The sequence below is a fragment of the Aeribacillus sp. FSL K6-1305 genome (assembly GCF_038050115.1).
Classification (GTDB): Bacteria; Bacillota; Bacilli; order Bacillales; family Aeribacillaceae; genus Aeribacillus; species Aeribacillus composti.
Window position 1 is genome coordinate 1,536,863 of record NZ_JBBOQV010000002.1, and the last position, 18,046, is coordinate 1,554,908.

Here is an 18,046-nt window from a genome sequence, read left to right on the forward strand (position 1 = left end):
GTAAATAACCTCTAAAAAATTCACCTATGCATCAACGTTTATTTCATTGATCTTTTATGTCGTGATCAATACTTTCGTTCATTTCTCCGAATCCTTCGCCATTTGCATTTTCACCAGCATTCAATTTTCTTCCTTGGGGAGACTTTAACATGCGCTGAATGGTCTGGTTTAAATTGCGGTTAATATTTGGAGACTCTCCATCAAGAGTGCTGTATGATTCGATTTCTTTAAACAGATTAGGATTATCGGTTACATAAATATGAAAATAACGCGGAACAATGGATGCAGCTGTCTTTTTCACTTGGTCAGCTGTTTCAAATTTGTTGTTTGAATCGGTTTTATACGCTATAAGAACTTCTTCATCTGTTACGAGCGTAGCAGCATCATGAACATTTGGAAGCTGGACGGCAAGCCTTCCGATTACGTCTGCTAATTGTTCCCGATTGATGACAGGAGTTTTTACTGTGGCTTTCTCTATTCCGGCTGTTGGACTTTTTTGATGCCGGACATATCCAAAGCTGTCTGAATCTTTATTGCTGTTATAATTATCATTTCTTTCTGCCACGTTTACCGTATTCCCGTTTTCATTATATAGACCTTTTCCTTCTTGATCATATTGGCACCCGCTGGCTGCAAGCGCAGCTATGATAAAAGGAGTAAAAAGCCTTTTTTTCATTTCAGCACCTCCTTATAATTTTAGGATTGCCGCTTTTAAAAAATTGTTGTCAGGCAATTGATGGAGGGAAATCATTTGTTTATGATAAACATATGGAAGAGGGTGAATTTGTAAATGATCACAATTTTTAATCAAACATACGAGCTTATAAAAGATTTTAAAAATGGTTTTAATGAAGAGGCTTTTAAAGCAAGGTACAGTGAAATTTTAAACAAATATGATTATATTGTCGGCGATTGGGGATATAGCCAATTGCGGCTGAGAGGATTTTTTGATGATCAAAACCAAAAAGCAACACATGATACGAAAATCAGCTCATTAGATGAATATTTGTATGAATATTGCAATTTCGGCTGTGCTTATTTTGTATTAAAGAAAATAAAAAAATAAACGCCAGATGCAAAAACATCTGGGTGTGAAAAAGTAATCAGGACGGCATACAGCCGTCCTGATTACTTTATTTCATACGGGTCTTCTTCATTTTTATCAGGTTCATCATGAGGAGGATGACTGCCCGGAAATTGTCTCGGCAAATTCTGATGCAAGGATTTGAATTCATAGTTAAAACTGCTATATGGACGCTGACCTTCTTCCCAAGGTGTGCTTTTATTCTCCACAGGTTCATCCTTTCCCCGCGGAGCTCCGTAGGCGCCTTCCGGCATATCCTCCGGGATAATATAGTTTCGCATTGTTTCCACTACTGAAAAATCAGTATATTCATTTTGTTTGTCCATTTTGTTCACCTGTCCATGATTTTACCATTATCGTTCCTCATGGAAGGTAATTTATACATTAGACGATCTCATATAAAAACTCCCGAAGCTCTTTTGCGTCTTCATCATTTAATTGATAAACATCTTCTAAATACCCCGGTTCTTTAAGATCATCTTCCCCAATGATCGCAAACCGGTTGCTTTGCAAATTTAGTACAAGATATTTTCCGTAATAGCGGTCCGATTGAATAATGGCTAAATCAAAGCGTTGATTTTCTCCCATAAAGCTAACAAATCTTGTTTTTGTCTCGACGGTTTCATCATACAAAAAAAAGCGTTCGGCCATGGTTCATTACCTCCGTTTCTTATAATTGCATTGTAGCATAAGATGATGCATTCACAACGATTTATCGCAAATTTGTGAGAAAACTTACCTCTGTTTCGATTCGCATAGCGATTTTTCTGTTGAAATAGAAGCAAAATAACACAATTTTTTTATCAGCCCGCACATCTGCTGCCAATCAGCCATGATTTCTGTATCGAATGGGAAGTTAATTGGAGAAACATATTATGAATCGGCACGAAAGTCATATTCAAAATCCTCATCTGCTTGTCATGAAAAATCGTCATCTGTAAAAGCAATTTTTTGTGCGCGTTTAGGAATTTCTTTACGAAATTGAAAAAATCTAAGCGGATCCCACCCGGCATGCAAGATGTATCAAACCGCGGAAAGCTTGCGCCTGCTCAATCACGAAATCCAAATTTTAGAAACATCAGCTCTGTTTTTGCCAAAATCGATCCGTCTAACGAGAGGATTTTAGTGCTCTGCTTTAAAAAACTCAAAAGTGTGTAAAGTAGTAGGTAGTTCAAATGGTCGAGTATGGTAAAATAAAAAACGGATACAAAAACCTTAAGAAAGGAAAGAAATCATATGTATTTTGTGGACAGAAAAAAGATTGAAGATACTGTAAAATTTGTAGAAGATCTTGTATCCATGTTTGAAGGACATCAACAGTGGGAGTCTGATGTTGAAAAAAAAGCGTTGGAGCGGATTGCCCAATTGTTGATTGAGGCGATTTTAGATATCGGAAACGGAATTATTGACGGTTTTATTATGCGGGACCCGGGCAGCTATGAAGACATTATTGACATTTTAGAAGATGAATCTGTCGTTGACAGCAGGGATGCGGAAGGATTAAAAAAATTAATTTCCTACAGAAAAATGCTCGTTCAAGATTATTTAAACATACGGCATGAAGAACTGTATGATTCAATATCAACCCATTTACAAGTTTTGAGAAATTTTTGCCATCGTGTTCGAACCTACTTGGAAGATGAACTTGGACCAGTTACAGCTTTTAAGCCGTAATGGATTGATTGAAGGAGTGAAAAAAAATTGAAGAAATATAAAGGATATTTCATCGATTTAGACGGCACCATGTATCGGGGTACAGAAAAAATTGAAGAAGCTGAAGAATTTGTTAAAAAACTGAAGGAAAAAGGAATTTCGTACTTATTTATGACAAACAATTCTTCTAAAACTCCGAAGCAAGTAGCTGAAAAACTAATCAGTCTCGGCATTCCGGCGGAAGAGCATCAAATTTTAACTTCAAGCATTGCCACAGCCAATTTTATTTGGGAAAGAAAACAAAATGCTTCTATATATGTAATCGGTGAAGAGGGGCTGCGAAAGGCCTTGGAGGAAAAAGGTTTTCGCTTCGTCGATGAAAATCCGGATTTTGTCGTTGTGGGTATTGACCGAAACATCAATTATGAAAAGCTTGCCAAGGCCTGTTTAGCGGTTCGCGCAGGTGCAACATTTATTTCAACAAACGGGGATACTGCTCTGCCGACTGAGCGAGGACTGCTTCCAGGCAATGGCGCCATTACATCGGTCATTTCAGTATCTACAAATGTTCAGCCGATTTTTATCGGAAAACCTGAAAAAATTATTGTAGAGCAAGGGCTGAAAATGCTGAAAACGAAAAAAGAAGAAACGCTTCTTGTCGGAGATAATTACGAGACGGATATTAAGGCAGGTATCCAATCAGGGATGGACACCCTTCTTGTGCATACAGGCGTAACAACGAAAGAACACTTAAAAGATAAAGAAATACAACCGACTTATACAGTGAATAACCTTTCGGAATGGCATGTGCTATGATGAAGCCTTTTTCTTTTCCAGCTGATTTCACAATAGGTGCTCCGCTGCCCCTACTGTGAATCAGTGGATCGATGGGCGAGCCGGCTTGAAGCTGCCGCTGCAATGGCTCCGACAATATCATCTAGAAAAGTATGACACTTACCTGTGCTTTTATCGTTTAAATGAGCAAGTATACCAGGCTTTTGTTTATCGATATAGCCATAGTTCGTAAACCCGATTGATCCGTAAATATTCACAATGGAAAATGCAAGAATTTCATCAATTCCATATAATCCTTCATCCGATTGGATGATCGATTGAAGAGGCTCCTGTAAACCCCCCTTTTCTGCTAGAACATCTAATTGAATTCCGGTTAAAATGGCATTTTGAACCTCTCTTTTCGAAAGAACTCTTTCCACGTTTTGCAAACAGTCTTCTTTTGTTAAGTTTGGATAATATTGCTGCTGTAAAAAATAGACGAGCTCTGCGATGTCATCCGGTGTAACTCCTCTATCTTTCAGCCATTTTCTTGCAGTTTGCTCTATTTTATCCATGTCGTTCACCCTATCTTTTACAAGTATATGAAAGTGCTGAAATCGGCTGTGACGCCGATTTCAATAAATTCTTGCTTAAATTTTCAAAAAGCATCAACATCTTTTTTATATTGTATACACAAAAGCTTTTCTACATGTTATAGTTTATGGCATTTTTTCATTATTTATATTATTGGGGTGTTTTTTTGAACAATGGATTTATAGGGGGAATTAGGAATGAAAGAGCTTTTAAAAAAGCATTATGGAATAGATGTACTCGACTTTTTTTCAATTGGGCAATGGCAGGGGTTTAAAACAAAAAGAAATATCGGTTTTATTGCAGCTGTTTCACATATTGACCATAAGGAGCTTTATGAACTGTATGAAATGAGTCGTTATCTCCTTATGACTAACGAGAGAAAAGCTGCTTCGTTTTTATTAACTGTAAATGGGGATCTTACGGCAGAACATAATGGAACGCGCTACGCTGTGTTTCAAATACCTCAACAAACAAAGCGGCTTAATATAACTTCTCTCGGAAAAGAGCTGTCATTTTTTCACGAAGTTGGCAGAAGGCTGCCTTTTACTCCCGTTCATTCGAATCGAATTGGGCAATGGAGAAATTTATGGGCAAGGCGGATCGATCAAATGGAGCAATTTTGGAGTATTCAAATTGCTTCAAAGCCTCATCACGCCTTTGACAAGCTATTTATTGAATCCTTTCCATATTATTTAGGCTTAGGCGAAAATGCCATCCAATATTTAGCGGATACTGAGCTTGATGATCGACCATTGCCGGTTGATTCCGGCACCATATGTCATCAACGTTTTACGAGAGAAACATGGGAAAACGCATTTTCATTGCCTGTTGATTTCGTTTTTGATCATGGAGGAAGAGATATTGCTGAATGTTTAAGGTATGATTTTCTGACAGGAAGGCAAACAATTGATGAGCTTTTTTTGGCAGAATACGACCGAGCGTCTCCGTTATCCTCTTTTTTTTGGCGGTTAGTTTTTAGCAGGCTTTTGTTTCCTGTTCATTATTTTGAATGTGTTGAAAACTATTATCTTGCAGAGGAAGAAGAAAGGGATTCTCTACAATTTCAAATGGAAAAAATTTTGCAAACATCTTCGCAATATGAGCAATTTTTATCTTCGTTTTCATCTATGATATATTTGAGGAAAAAGCAAATTGTATTGCCGGCTTTGACATGGTTATAAAAGGTTCATTTGCATTTTGTTGTGGTATCATAAAAAAGAAAGCAGCTAAAATCTTGCTGCTGTTTCGAACAAAGCATCGATTTTGTCATATCAATTCAAAACAATAGCCATTTATTAGAAGAAGGAGAAGATGAATCAGTGACCCAATATATTTTTGTAACAAGAAAGCTGCCAGAAAACCTATTGGATCCTCTTCGTTCCATCGGAGTTGTCGACATGTGGGAGCAGGATTCTCCATGTCCGAGGGCTGTATTATTGGAAAAGGCAAAAAAAGCTGATGCTCTGCTTACAATGCTGTCAGACCGGGTGGATGAAGAACTGCTTCAAAAAGCCAAAAAATTAAAAATCGTTGCTAATTTAGCAGTCGGGTATGACAATATCGATCTCGAAGCGTCGAAAAAGTACGGCGTGACTGTAACTAATACACCGGATGTACTAACAGATACGACTGCCGATTTAACCTTTGCTTTGTTAATGGCAGCGGCAAGAAGATTGGTTGAAGCTGCGGAGTATGTAAAAGAAGGAAAATGGACAGGGTGGTCTCCATTTTTGTTGGCAGGAAGCGATATCCATCATAAAACGATTGGGATCGTTGGGATGGGGAAAATTGGAGAAGCTGTTGCGAGACGGGCAAAAGGATTTGATATGGAAATTTTGTATCATAATCGTTCAAAGAAACCGGATGTGGAAAAAGAGCTTGGAGCGAAATACTGCACATTTGATGAATTGCTAGAGAAAGCCGATTTTGTCGTTAATTTAACACCATTAACAAATGAAACGAAAAACTTGTTTGACGAGGAAGCCTTTAAAAAAATGAAAACAAGTGCAATATTTGTTAATGCTGGCAGAGGAGCATCTGTTGATGAAAACGCTTTGTATAATGCTCTAAAAACTGGTGAAATCGCTGGTTGTGGATTGGATGTGTTTAAAGAAGAACCGATTGATTCCAATCATCCGCTTTTATCATTGAAACAAGTTGTAGCACTTCCGCATATCGGCAGCGCGAGTCGGGAAACCCGCATAAAAATGATCGAACTTTGCGTCGAAAATATTCAACGTGTGTTAACGGGTGAGAAACCGAAAACAGCCGTTGTTTAAACGCCCAAAAAGCGTTTACATATGCGGATGATGAAAATTTCTCTTGTAAAATCAGTCATTGAAATTTATAATGTCTTATAAAACAGTTAATGTCTTTTTACGGCAGACAATTGTCTATTATAAATAAACATAAGGGAGATGAATTGGTTGGAATCAATCTCAGTAGGACTGCTCGGTTTAGGCACCGTTGGTAGCGGAGTAGTAAAAATCATTGAAGACCACCAGGATAAGCTCATTCATTTAATCGGGTGCCCGGTGAAAGTAAAAAAAATTCTTGTTCAAAATACAAATAAAAAAAGAGACGTTCATGTAGAACCTTCCCAATTAACGACAAATGTTCATGAGGTAATAGAAGATCCGGATATTGACGTCATTATTGAGGTCATGGGGGGAATTGAGCAGACACGGGAATATTTACTTGAAGCATTAAATCGGAAGAAGCATGTTGTGACGGCAAATAAAGATTTGATGGCCGTGTACGGAACTGAGTTGCTCAAAAAAGCGACGGATAACGGCTGCGATCTTTTTTATGAAGCAAGTGTCGCAGGCGGCATCCCGATTCTGCGTACATTGGTAGATGGATTGGCGTCAGACCGGATTACAAAAATGATGGGGATTGTTAACGGAACGACAAACTTTATTTTAACGAAAATGTCAAAATACGGAACCCCTTATGAAGAAGTGCTGAAGGAAGCGCAAAGATTAGGATATGCAGAAGCTGATCCGACTTCTGATGTAGAAGGCTTGGATGCAGCGAGAAAGATGGCGATTTTGGCAAGACTTGGATTTTCTATGGAAGTAGATTTAGAAGATGTGGAAGTAAAAGGGATAACGGATATTACACAAGAGGATATTGATTACAGTAAACGGCTCGGCTATACGATGAAATTAATCGGCATCGCCCATCGAAGCGGTGATAAAATTGAAGTTAGTGTACAGCCTGCACTGCTGCCCGATCATCATCCGTTAGCTTCCGTCCAAGATGAATATAATGCGGTTTATGTGTACGGCGAAGCGGTAGGGGAAACAATGTTTTACGGTCCTGGCGCAGGAAGCTTGCCAACTGCAACCGCTGTTGTTTCGGATTTAGTAGGCGTATTGAAAAACATGCGTCTAGGTGTAAATGGAAGAAGCGCCGTAGCCCCGCAATATCAGAAACAATTGAAGGCACCTGAAGAAATTTTTGCCCAATACTTTTTACGAATTCACGTAGAAGATCAAGTTGGAGCTTTTTCAAAAATTACATCCCTCTTTTCAGACAGAGGTGTAAGCTTTGAGAAAATTCTCCAATTACCTCTGAAAAATAAAGATTTAGCGGAAATTGTCATCGTTACCCATAAAGCATCGAAAAAAGATTTTGAGGAAATTTTAATGGAGCTCCGAGATTTGCAGGTTGTTAAGGAAGTTAAAAGTACGTATCGAGTAGAAGGGAACGGCTTATTATGAAATGGAATGGACTAATTGCAAAATATAAAGAATTTTTGCCAGTAACGGACAAAACACCGATGCTGACATTGAACGAAGGTAATACTCCTCTCATTCATTTAGAAAAATTATCTGAAAAATTAGGCGTTGAGCTGTATGTGAAAACAGAAGGAGCGAATCCTACCGGTTCATTTAAAGACCGCGGTATGGTGATGGCAGTTGCAAAAGCGGTGGAAGAAGGAAGCACAACTATAATGTGCGCTTCAACTGGAAATACGTCTGCAGCTGCTTCCGCATATGCGGCACGTGCAGGATTGCGTTCCATTGTTGTTATACCGAACGGAAAAATCGCTTTTGGAAAGCTTGCCCAAGCAGTTATGTACGGCGCAGAAATTTTTGCAATTGAAGGAAACTTCGATGATGCCTTAAAAATGGTTCGTGAAATTTGTGAAGAGCTGCCAATTACTCTTGTCAATTCTGTAAATCCTTACCGAATTGAAGGGCAAAAAACAGCGGCGTTTGAAATTTGTGAACAGCTGGGAAAAGCTCCGGATTATTTGGCGATTCCGGTTGGAAATGCTGGAAACATTACAGCATATTGGAAAGGATTTAAAGAGTTTAATGAGCGGCACCAAACAGGGCTTCCAAAAATGCACGGTTTTGAAGCGGAAGGCGCCGCAGCCATTGTAAAAAATCAAGTGATTGAAAATCCGGAAACAGTGGCAACTGCCATTCGAATTGGAAACCCAGCAAGCTGGGAATTTGCTGTCAATGCTGCCAATGAATCAGGCGGAAAGATCGATATGGTAACAGATGAAGAAATTTTGGATGCTTATCAATTAATTGCAAGAACGGAAGGCGTTTTTGCTGAACCTGCTTCAAGTGCATCTATTGCAGGAGTGATGAAAGATGTAAATTCGGGGAAAATCCCGAAAGGAAGCACAGTTGTAGCAGTATTGACCGGCAACGGATTAAAAGATCCGAATACTGCGATCGATGTGTCATCCATCCAGCCGATCGTGCTGCCTAATGAAAAGAAAGCTGTGATGGACCATCTCAAGGGAGATGGGCATGTATGAAAGAAGGAGACATGTTAAAAATTCAAGTTCCCGGAAGTACAGCCAATCTTGGCCCCGGTTTTGATTCTGTAGGGCTCGCTTTAAACCGCTATTTAACACTAGCCGTTACATTTGCGGAAAATTGGACATTTAAGCCGGTAAGTGAAGAAGTAGCAAACGTACCGGAAGGGAAAGAGAATTTAATTTATAAAGTCGCTTCCAAGCTAGCAGAAAAACATAGTGTTAATCTTCCTGCATGTTATGTGGAAATTTCAAGTGATATTCCGATGACAAGAGGACTCGGAAGCAGCGCGGCCGCCATTGCAGCAGGGATTGAGCTTTGCGATCGTGTTTGTAAACTGAATTTGAGCGATGAAGAAAAAATTCATTTTGCCAGCAAGTTTGAGGGACATCCGGATAATGCCGGAGCTTCTATAGTAGGCGGTCTAGTGGTCGGCTATTTAACAGATGACCACACATATTTTGTAAAAGTGGATAATCTGGATGTGGATATTATCGCGGTTATTCCGCCATATTATTTATATACGAAGGATTCTAGAGGCGTTTTGCCGAAGACATTTAAATTTCAGCAGTCGGTGAAAGCCAGTGCGATCAGCAATGTGCTTGTTGGGAGCATCATGAATAATAATTGGGAATTGGCAGGCCAAATGATGGAAATGGACATATTCCATCAACCGTATAGGGAAAGTCTAGTTCCTGAACTGTCAGCTGTTCGAAAGATAGGAAAAGAGCACGGTGTGTACGGGACTGTATTGAGCGGTGCAGGTCCAACGATATTGTGTTTTGCTCCAAAAGGCATGAGACACTCATTGCGTCCTAAACTAAAAGAGGCTTTTCCTCATTGTGAAGTAACACAGCTAGAAATTGATTATGAAGGGACAAAGTCTTGGTTTACTCATATTGAAAGCTTGATATAAAGAAACAAACCGGCTTTTCGCCGGTTTGTTTCATTAAAATACTTGTTCTACTTCTACGATGCCTGGAACTTCTTCCAGCAGAGCCCGCTCAATACCTGCTTTCAAAGTAATGGTAGAACTTGGGCAGCTCCCGCACGCACCTAAAAGGCGCAATTTCACAATGCCCTCTTCAACATCAACTAATTCGCAGTCTCCGCCGTCACGAAGCAAAAACGGGCGCAGCTTATCTAAAACTTCCTGTACTTGTTCTTTTATTTGAACATCTGACATACTATCGACTCCTTTCTTATCCATCATTATATTCAAAATGAGCGATAAAATCTATTTGTAAGTTTCAAATTCATTGTATCACATTTTTTTTAAATCTAATATGGATAATCTAGGAGATCATCATTTTATTAAATAGGAGAGAACAAACATGAGAAAACCGGTAGAAATTTGCGTTTATGGTGCAGAAAACTTATGTCCAAGCTGTGTAAATTCGCCTTCAGCAAAAGATACATTTGAATGGCTGGAAGCAGCACTGACTAGAAAATATCCAGATCAGCCATTTGACATCACATATATTGATATATATTGTCCTCCGGAAGATGAAGAGAAAAAGAAAATAGCCGATCAAATCGTGAAGGAAGAATATTTTTATCCCCTTGTTGTCATAAATGGAGTGGTAGTAGGAGAAGGAAATCCAAAGATAAAAAGGATTTTTCAAGAGATGGAAAAACATGGTTACCAACCTGTGTAAGAAAGAGTTTACTCGTCATCCAGAACTGTGAAAGAAAAAGTGCATTGTCGATTTCTTCAAGCCAAAAGAACAGATCCGCTAAAAAAAACGCTGCTTCGTTTTTTTTGCATGCAAAATAATAGACAACTGTATTTCTCTTGATTTATATTTTCCAGTGAAAGAGTTCCGGAAAAAGAGAAGCCGGACGTACAAATGAACGCCCGGTTTTCTCATGCTCCACTATGATATTTATAAATCCAAAGAATTCCTGATTTTAAAAGACGTGGCACACGTCCAGTGAGTGCGCGATCTCCTACCATCCCAAAACCTGATTTTTTTCCGAGAGAACCGAGAACGCCTTTTAATTTGAACGGCGGCAGTTCCTCTGGAAGAGGTTCGTTGTTCCATTTTTTGAGCAATACTTGTACAATTTGTTCAGCCTGCGCTTCGGCAAGTTGAGCACTTGGTGCGTAAGGAAGGCTTGCACAGTCTCCAACAACATACACATGTTCATCTTGAGGAAGATGATGGTATTTTGTTAAAATAACCCGTCCTTGCCGGTCTTTTTCAACATTCAATTTCCTTACGACATAATTCGGTTGAATTCCTGCGGTCCAAACGACAACATCACAAGGAATCGGTTCATCATGGTTATAAACCATATTTGGCTCAACTTTTGTAATATTGGCGCTGTTGATTACTTCAACCCCGTGCTCTTCAAACCATGTTTGGACATATTTGCTTAATCGTTCCGGGAAGTTTGATAAGATCACTTTTCCGCGGTCAAACAGCTTGATTTTTAAATCGGATCTGCTTTCACGCAGTTCGCTTGCCAATTCAACGCCGCTCAATCCGGCTCCAACTATGCAGACTGTTGCACCTGCTCCTAAATTGTTCAGCTTTTGATACGTTTCACGTGATTGATCGATTGTTTGAATGCTGCAAGTGTATTTGTCAGCACCCGGAACATTATGATACTTGTCTTCGCATCCTAATCCGATGATAAGATCATCATACGTGATTGGAGATTGATCTTTTAAATGTACAAGCTTTTGTTCAAGGTCAATGTCCGTGACTTCACCGTAATGAACGTTCAATTTCGGGTGTTCTGGAAAGGCCACGCGCACGTGCTGATCTGAAATCGTTCCCGCAGCCAGCGCATAGTATTCCGTTTTTAAACAATGATAAGGGTTTTTATCCACTAATGTTATTTCGACACCATCCGGCAAGTTATTGGGAAGCAGCTTGTGAAGAATTCTCATGCCGCCATAGCCGCCTCCGAGGAGCAGTAACTTTCTCATCGCGATTCCCCTTTTCCCTGCAAATGTTTACCCCAAAACTGTGACAATCGTAACAAATGCCACTAAAAGTATAACGAATTTATGTATAAATCACAACATACTTAAGGAAAAATAGCACAATTGTTATGGCAAAATGTTAAATGAGCCTTGAAGTTCAATGCTTTGACAATGAAGAAAAAAAGCATTATGATAGGCTACTGAGTATAGAAGGAGGACAATTCACGTGAAACCAATTATAGAGTTTTGTGTCAGCAACTTAGCAAACGGTTCACAAAAAGCATTAGAACAATTAGAAAAAGATCCTAATTTAGATATAGTTGAATACAGCTGCCTAGGGTATTGCGGCCAATGCTACGAATCGCTTTTTGCCCTCGTAAACGGAGAAGCGGTAGAAGGGGAAACGGCAGAAGAGCTAGTGAAAAATATTTATCAATTTTTAGAAGAAAATCCAATGTTTTAATAGAAAATAAAAGTGAATGATAAAATTAAAAGGGAGACAAGCTTTTGATTCTCCTTATTTTGATCCTGTCTCTAAATATTTCATTCGAGGTATGAGAGCATATTATAAAATGTAAGTATGAATCTCAATATTGTTTCTCAGTACGACGCTTGCCTTTGCGGATGAGTCTTTTTTTTACGTATGAGCAAGGTGTTTGAAGCGGCAGGCTGATGATATAAAAAATAAAAGCCCCTCTTATATTTCCCGAGGAGCTTTTATTTATATATGAAAACGGGGGATATTTTTATTGTCAACAAATTTTGAACGTTTTATACTTATAAAAACAAATTTTTTGTTGTTTTGGAGGAAAAAATGGAAACTTTTCAATTTACAAAAATGCATGGATTAGGAAACAGTTATATTTATGTAAATGGATTCGAAGAAACGCTTCCGGAGCATCTCCTGCCAGATATTGCGCGAAAAGTTGCGAACGTTCATACCGGCATCGGTTCAGATGGGCTAATATTAATTCTTCCATCTGAACGTGCGAATGTGAAAATGAGAATTTTCAACAGTGACGGTTCAGAAGGAAAAAACTGCGGAAACGGTTTGCGCTGTGTCGCAAAATATGTTTATGAGCATAACATAGTAAAAGAGAAAAAGTTTTTGATCGAAACACTTTCTGGCTTGGTTGAAGCCGAAGTCCATGAAGAAAATGGACGAGTATCATGTGTCACAATTGATATGGGTCACCCTAAGCTGTTAAAAAAGGAAATACCGATGGCCGGAAACGGAGATGAAACAGCTATTGGTGAAATCATGGAATTTAACGGCTCGAAATATGAAGTCACAGCGGTTTCGATGGGAAATCCACACATCATCTTTTTTGTGGACGATATTGAGAAAGCTCCATTAACAACATTGGGTCCGGTTGTCGAAAAAGATGCAAGATTTCCAGAAGGGGTAAATGTAGAATTTGTCGAAATCGTCAATGACCATGAGCTTCATTTTCGAGTATGGGAAAGAGGTTCAGGTGTCACACAAGCTTGCGGCACCGGAGCATGTGCGGCAGTGGTCGCATCCGTATTAAACGAGCAAACAACAAGAGGCAAAGAAACAGTTGTCCATCTTGCCGGCGGCGATTTATTTATTAAATGGACTGACGAGGGGAACATTTTGATGAAAGGACCTGCTGAAACGGTTTGCACGGGGACCTATTATTATGAAGCCGATTCAGAAATTTGAGAGTTTTTTTCTGAAAAGGTATACTAAAAGTGACTCAAAAATTAATGAAAAGGAGGATGGGTCATGTCTGAAATTGTTATGCTTACCGAAGCGGCAGCTTTTCAAATAAAAGATATGATGAGAGAAAATGAGGAAGAAGGCGCCTATTTGCGTATTGGTGTGAAAGGCGGCGGCTGCACTGGACTTTCATACGGCATCGGGTTTGAACAAGAAAAACAAGAAGATGATCACGAATTTGAACAATTCGGCATTCGAATTTTAGTGGATAAAGACAGCGCCCCTATATTAAAGGGAACAAAGATTGATTATAAACAATCGATGCTTGGTGGAGGATTCACAATAGACAACCCTAATGCGATTGCGTCTTGCGGCTGCGGCGCCTCCTTTAGAACTGCAACACACGCTGGAACACCGGAAGAGTGCTAAAAAAGATTCTTTCCTGAAGCCAAGCATAATGATCGCTTTATTCCTTAACTTTTTCTATACTCACAATAAAATATATCCTAATAAAGTGGAATCCAAAAAGAAAAAGTCTGCTTTATTAGGATATTTTTATGGGAAAAACGGCTAAATGCAACTTATTAAAAGTGATAGAGAATTAAATGAGGATATTTGCAGATCACAGATTTTCATCATGGAAGACCGTGCGAAAGACTATATGAATCACCGATGAAAGTTGAAAAAAGATAGGGCTGTCCGTTGAGTTCCTAAAATGAAGGATTTTGGAGCTACTGTGAAGGATAAAAATAAAGGAATAAAATTTGTAAATGTCCTTCATAGAGGCAATGAAGTCCAACAAGAAGCAATTGTATGTGTTGAATATCCGTCATAAAACTTTTGAAGAACTTAATGAAGAAAGAGAGCATAAGAAAAGTCATTTATAAAACTTCTGAAGGATATAAACAAAGGAAAAATGGTCTGTCCGATAAGCCCCTTCTTCTTGATGCAGTCTGGTTTCTTTAGAAAAGTACTTGACAAAAAGGCTGTCTCAAAAGGTCATAAAAAATGACCTTTTACGAGACAGCCTTTATTCTTTCCAATAAAATTTACTTTTGCTTATTATTCCCGCTGTAAGGGAGCTGTTCAGAAAGTCAAATCCCCATTGAAAAACAAAAAATCATAAGCACCGATATATCAACGTTTCTAAAACATTAAAGAGGGGGTCAATAAGCCGAAAAAATGACTTATTAGACACCCACATCTTTTTTCATCAATTAAACATACTTGTGCTGTGCATTGGCTGAACTTTTGCGCTTGGGTCAATATAAGCTTTGGCATTGTTTACAGCTGTTGGACCTTCGCCAAACCCAGTCGCAATTAATTTTATTTTTCCTTCATAAGTACAGATGTCTCCGGCAGCATAAATTCCCGGAATATTTGTTTCCATTTTTGAGTTAACAACAATCGAATTTTTCTCAATTTCCAGCCCCCAGTTTTTGATAGGGCCTAAAGAGGAAACGAAGCCAAAATTGACAATTACTTCATCTACATCAATAATCTCTTTCCGATCTCCTTTTGCTTCTTCGACTACGACTTGTTCAATTCGATCCTTGCCGATAAGCTCAACAGGAACAAAAGGTGTTAATATATTTGCTTTAGAATTTTTTAATTGATTTACGCTATGCTCGTGCGCGCGAAATTTATCTCTTCGATGGACAACCGTTACTTTTTCTGCAATAGGCTCAAGCATTAACGCCCAGTCAACAGCTGAGTCGCCGCCTCCAAACAGGACGACCTTTTTGCCTGCAAAATAGTTTAAATCTTCTACAAAATAGTGCAGGTTTTTCCCTTCAAATTGCTCAGCATTTTCCAGCTGAAGTTTACGTGGTTGAAATGCGCCGTTTCCGGCAGTGATGATAATCGTTTTTGAATAATGTATTTCTGAATTTGTCGTTAACTTAAATGTCCCGTCACTTTGTTTTTCAACTTCCTGAACTTCCTGTTCAAGGCAGACGGTTGGATTGAATAAGGCAATTTGTTCTTTTAAATTATTGACTAATTCTTGAGCTCTAATTTTTGGAAACCCCGCTACATCATATATGTATTTTTCAGGATAAAGCGCTGTCAATTGCCCTCCTAATTGTGGAAGGCTTTCAATAATTTTAACGGAAGCCTGCCTCATTCCTCCGTAAAAAGCTGTGAACATCCCGACAGGTCCCCCGCCAATAATCGTTATATCGTAGACTTTGCTGTCCTCTTTCACAGACGATTCCCCCTCTTGTTAATCTTTATTAATCATATCATAAAAAAAAGATTGTAAAAATACAAAGATTCTGTCATTTAAAGATTTATAAAGTTGATCATTTAGCTTAAAAATAAACTTGAAAAGTTGGACACAAACGGATATCATGACTATAGGTAAAAAGATGTTAAATTTTATTGACAATTTTGCCCTTATAATTTTTTGTCCAATAACGTGAATATTTTCACAAATTATGTGAAAAGTGAGTCTAGAATTGACCGCTTTAAAAATTACGGAAAAGGTTGGTGTGTCTTGTGAGAAATCCTAAAGTTGTTATTTTAGGTGCCGGTTATGGAGGATTAATGACCGTAACACGTCTACAAAAAATGGTGAGTGTGAACGAGGCTGATATTACACTTGTCAATAAGCATGATTATCATTATGAAACAACATGGCTGCATGAAGCATCTGCAGGCACCCTTCATCATGACCGATGCCGCTATCCAATTAAAGATGTAATTGATACAAACAAAGTAAACTTTGTGCAAGATTCTGTAAAATTAATTAAAACAGATGAGAAAAAAGTCATTCTTGAAAATGGCGAGCTTAACTATGATTACTTAGTAGTCGCTCTTGGGGCTCATCCGGAAACGTTTGGAATCCAAGGGTTAAAAGAATACGCTTTCACAATTTCCAACATTAATTCTGCTAGACAAATTAGAGAGCATATTGAATATCAATTTGCTACATACAATACAGAAGAAGAAAAAGATGATACACGTCTAACCATTGTAGTCGGAGGTGCAGGATTCACTGGAATTGAGTTTTTAGGCGAACTTGCCAACCGTGTTCCTGAGCTTTGCCGAGAGTATGATATTGACCCTAAAAAAGTCCGTATTATTTGTGTGGAAGCAGCACCGACAGCACTTCCAGGTTTCGATCCTGAACTTGTGGAGTACGCAGTCAATCAACTGCAGCGCAAAGGTGTTGAGTTTAGAATCGGCACAGCGATAAAAGAATGTACTGAACAAGGAATTATTGTTGGGAAAGACGATCAAACGGAAGAAATAAAAGCAGGCACTGTTATTTGGGCGGCTGGTGTGCGCGGAAACAGTGTAATTGAAGAATCTGGTTTTGAGGCAATGCGGGGCCGCGTAAAAGTAGAGAAAGACTTGCGCGCACCAGGATATGATGATGTGTTTATTATTGGAGACTGTTCATTAATTATTAATGAGGAAATCAATCGTCCATATCCGCCGACAGCGCAAATTGCAATGCAGCAGGGAGAAGTTTGCGCGAGAAATTTAGCTGCATTAATTCGCGGTAAAAAAGAACTCGAACCATTTAAGCCAGATATTAAAGGAACTGTTGCTTCTCTAGGAGAAGATGATGCAGTAGGTATTGCGTTAGGCAAAAAAATGGTCGGTACAAAAGCATCCTTCATGAAGAAAATGATTGATAACCGCGCGCTATATATGGTTGGCGGAGCAGGTCTCGTGTTGAAAAAAGGAAAATTCAAATTTTTTTAAGCTGAAGAAAAGAGCAAAGGCTTAAGGGCTTTTGCTCTTTTAAAATAATGTTTTATAAACATGAACAGCTTTTGTAATTTCTTTTAAAGCAGGAAAGTAAAATGTTTTGGAGAAGGAGCCGCTCTGTATTTATTGAATTTTCGTAGTAATAAGCTTTTAAACAAATTAAATTAAAGAGCTCGCTATGCTGATTGCGATTAGAGGGTTCGATTCAGCATAAAATCGCCATGCTGATCTGCAATTATATAGTAGCCTGATGTATTTGGTCTGTCGGACAGCTATACCCGATATTTCCTTCAAAGTTCTTCGTTTTATTCTCAAGTTCTTGTGCTTCTTTTGTTTGTTTACACCGTCTTTTTTGTGCTTGAAGGAATGAAAGTTCTCTCTTAAATGTTGAAGCCAAATCCCTCCTTTTATGGTACAAGCACAAAAGCATCTCACATGAGTAAAAAACAGACAAAGCACTGTACATTAGGACAATCTTTCTTATAGGTAATTTTTGTCACTTTAAAACATTTGGGGAAACTTCCAGTTTTTTTGTATAAATTTTGAACTGCTCAAAGGTTGGAGAGCCTACTGAGAACCTTTTTGTGTGCATGTCAAACTTGCTTTGCTGATTTATGCCGATTAAATTAAATCTTGTACTTGATATATTGGAATAAATAGGTTAATAATTAAGGTAACAATTTATCGATTTGCTGCTTTAAAGATTTGGCACATGTAAGAAGATCTGGCAAATTAACAAAGGCTGGTCAAGTTTTTTCCTTATTTAAACCACATAAAAACTTTTAATAATAATACGACAGTTTTCTGAGGGTGAGGAC

General features: G+C 38.5%; 20 protein-coding genes. 13 read left to right on the top strand and 7 right to left on the bottom strand.

Annotated elements, in window-relative coordinates; genetic code table 11:
• Window positions 1–43: 43 nt before the first annotated feature.
• A complete protein-coding gene (locus NST97_RS17195) occupies window positions 44–676 on the bottom strand; it encodes a YhcN/YlaJ family sporulation lipoprotein (RefSeq protein WP_094245251.1) in 633 nt (210 codons plus the stop codon).
• A 114-nt stretch (window positions 677–790) separates the two neighbouring features.
• Here NST97_RS17195 and NST97_RS17200 point away from each other — a divergent pair, with 114 nt between their 5' ends.
• On the top strand, window positions 791–1,066 hold the full coding sequence (locus tag NST97_RS17200) for a YutD family protein (protein WP_063387091.1): 276 nt from the start codon (window positions 791–793) through the stop codon (window positions 1,064–1,066).
• Between the two features lie 62 nt (window positions 1,067–1,128).
• Here the strand turns inward: NST97_RS17200 and NST97_RS17205 are convergent, their stop codons facing one another.
• Both NST97_RS17205 and NST97_RS17210 read right to left on the bottom strand, forming a co-directional pair.
• Entirely contained in the window at window positions 1,129–1,410 is a 282-nt protein-coding gene (locus tag NST97_RS17205) for a hypothetical protein (protein ID WP_063387090.1), read from the bottom strand.
• A 58-nt stretch (window positions 1,411–1,468) separates the two neighbouring features.
• A complete protein-coding gene (locus NST97_RS17210) occupies window positions 1,469–1,735 on the bottom strand; it encodes a DUF3055 domain-containing protein (RefSeq protein WP_063387089.1) in 267 nt (88 codons plus the stop codon).
• A gap of 585 nt (window positions 1,736–2,320) precedes the next feature.
• Here NST97_RS17210 and hepT point away from each other — a divergent pair.
• Both hepT and NST97_RS17220 read left to right on the top strand, forming a co-directional pair.
• On the top strand, window positions 2,321–2,758 hold the full coding sequence (hepT, locus tag NST97_RS17215; RefSeq protein ID WP_094245252.1) for a type VII toxin-antitoxin system HepT family RNase toxin: 438 nt from the start codon (window positions 2,321–2,323) through the stop codon (window positions 2,756–2,758).
• A gap of 27 nt (window positions 2,759–2,785) precedes the next feature.
• The gene (locus tag NST97_RS17220) at window positions 2,786–3,553 is read left to right on the top strand and encodes a TIGR01457 family HAD-type hydrolase (protein ID WP_094245253.1); all 768 of its coding nucleotides are present in this window, start codon (window positions 2,786–2,788) and stop codon (window positions 3,551–3,553) included.
• A 50-nt stretch (window positions 3,554–3,603) separates the two neighbouring features.
• On the opposite strand, the gene NST97_RS17225 is transcribed toward NST97_RS17220, so the two are convergent.
• Window positions 3,604–4,086, bottom strand: coding sequence for a phosphatidylglycerophosphatase A family protein (locus NST97_RS17225; RefSeq protein ID WP_063387086.1), 483 nt, complete (start codon window positions 4,084–4,086; stop codon window positions 3,604–3,606).
• Window positions 4,087–4,302: 216 nt separating this feature from the next.
• Between NST97_RS17225 and yutH the strand changes: the two genes are divergently transcribed.
• From yutH to thrB, 5 genes are all read left to right on the top strand, one after another.
• The gene (gene yutH, locus NST97_RS17230; RefSeq protein WP_066249218.1) at window positions 4,303–5,286 is read left to right on the top strand and encodes a spore coat putative kinase YutH; all 984 of its coding nucleotides are present in this window, start codon (window positions 4,303–4,305) and stop codon (window positions 5,284–5,286) included.
• 138 nt (window positions 5,287–5,424) lie between these two features.
• The gene (locus NST97_RS17235; protein ID WP_339211065.1) at window positions 5,425–6,384 is read left to right on the top strand and encodes a 2-hydroxyacid dehydrogenase; all 960 of its coding nucleotides are present in this window, start codon (window positions 5,425–5,427) and stop codon (window positions 6,382–6,384) included.
• Between the two features lie 147 nt (window positions 6,385–6,531).
• A complete protein-coding gene (locus NST97_RS17240) occupies window positions 6,532–7,830 on the top strand; it encodes a homoserine dehydrogenase (protein WP_186439305.1) in 1,299 nt (432 codons plus the stop codon).
• Window positions 7,827–8,888, top strand: coding sequence for a threonine synthase (gene thrC, locus NST97_RS17245; protein WP_063387082.1), 1,062 nt, complete (start codon window positions 7,827–7,829; stop codon window positions 8,886–8,888). Before NST97_RS17240 ends, thrC begins: the two co-directional genes overlap by 4 nt.
• Window positions 8,885–9,805: a homoserine kinase gene (thrB, locus tag NST97_RS17250; RefSeq protein ID WP_063387081.1), complete on the top strand. Its 921-nt coding sequence runs from the start codon at window positions 8,885–8,887 to the stop codon at window positions 9,803–9,805. Before thrC ends, thrB begins: the two co-directional genes overlap by 4 nt.
• Window positions 9,806–9,838: 33 nt before the next feature.
• Here the strand turns inward: thrB and NST97_RS17255 are convergent, their stop codons facing one another.
• Window positions 9,839–10,102, bottom strand: coding sequence for a NifU family protein (locus tag NST97_RS17255; RefSeq protein ID WP_375338782.1), 264 nt, complete (start codon window positions 10,100–10,102; stop codon window positions 9,839–9,841).
• Between the two features lie 121 nt (window positions 10,103–10,223).
• Between NST97_RS17255 and NST97_RS17260 the strand changes: the two genes are divergently transcribed.
• A complete protein-coding gene (locus tag NST97_RS17260) occupies window positions 10,224–10,547 on the top strand; it encodes a YuzD family protein (RefSeq protein WP_066249224.1) in 324 nt (107 codons plus the stop codon).
• 209 nt (window positions 10,548–10,756) lie between these two features.
• Here the strand turns inward: NST97_RS17260 and NST97_RS17265 are convergent, their stop codons facing one another.
• Window positions 10,757–11,827 (bottom strand): NAD(P)/FAD-dependent oxidoreductase, encoded by a 1,071-nt coding sequence (locus NST97_RS17265; RefSeq protein ID WP_063387078.1) that lies wholly within the window; start codon window positions 11,825–11,827, stop codon window positions 10,757–10,759.
• Between the two features lie 223 nt (window positions 11,828–12,050).
• Between NST97_RS17265 and NST97_RS17270 the strand changes: the two genes are divergently transcribed.
• The 3 genes from NST97_RS17270 (at window position 12,051) to NST97_RS17280 (ending at window position 13,937) form a co-directional block, all read left to right on the top strand.
• Entirely contained in the window at window positions 12,051–12,287 is a 237-nt protein-coding gene (locus NST97_RS17270; RefSeq protein ID WP_094245256.1) for a YuzB family protein, read from the top strand.
• Between the two features lie 351 nt (window positions 12,288–12,638).
• The gene (gene dapF / locus NST97_RS17275; protein ID WP_341343511.1) at window positions 12,639–13,511 is read left to right on the top strand and encodes a diaminopimelate epimerase; all 873 of its coding nucleotides are present in this window, start codon (window positions 12,639–12,641) and stop codon (window positions 13,509–13,511) included.
• A 63-nt stretch (window positions 13,512–13,574) separates the two neighbouring features.
• Window positions 13,575–13,937: a HesB/IscA family protein gene (locus NST97_RS17280; protein ID WP_063387075.1), complete on the top strand. Its 363-nt coding sequence runs from the start codon at window positions 13,575–13,577 to the stop codon at window positions 13,935–13,937.
• A gap of 784 nt (window positions 13,938–14,721) precedes the next feature.
• On the opposite strand, the gene NST97_RS17285 is transcribed toward NST97_RS17280, so the two are convergent.
• On the bottom strand, window positions 14,722–15,714 hold the full coding sequence (locus NST97_RS17285) for an NAD(P)/FAD-dependent oxidoreductase (protein ID WP_063387074.1): 993 nt from the start codon (window positions 15,712–15,714) through the stop codon (window positions 14,722–14,724).
• Between the two features lie 284 nt (window positions 15,715–15,998).
• Between NST97_RS17285 and NST97_RS17290 the strand changes: the two genes are divergently transcribed.
• Window positions 15,999–17,222, top strand: coding sequence for an NAD(P)/FAD-dependent oxidoreductase (locus NST97_RS17290; RefSeq protein ID WP_327856005.1), 1,224 nt, complete (start codon window positions 15,999–16,001; stop codon window positions 17,220–17,222).
• Window positions 17,223–18,046 lie beyond the last annotated feature (824 nt).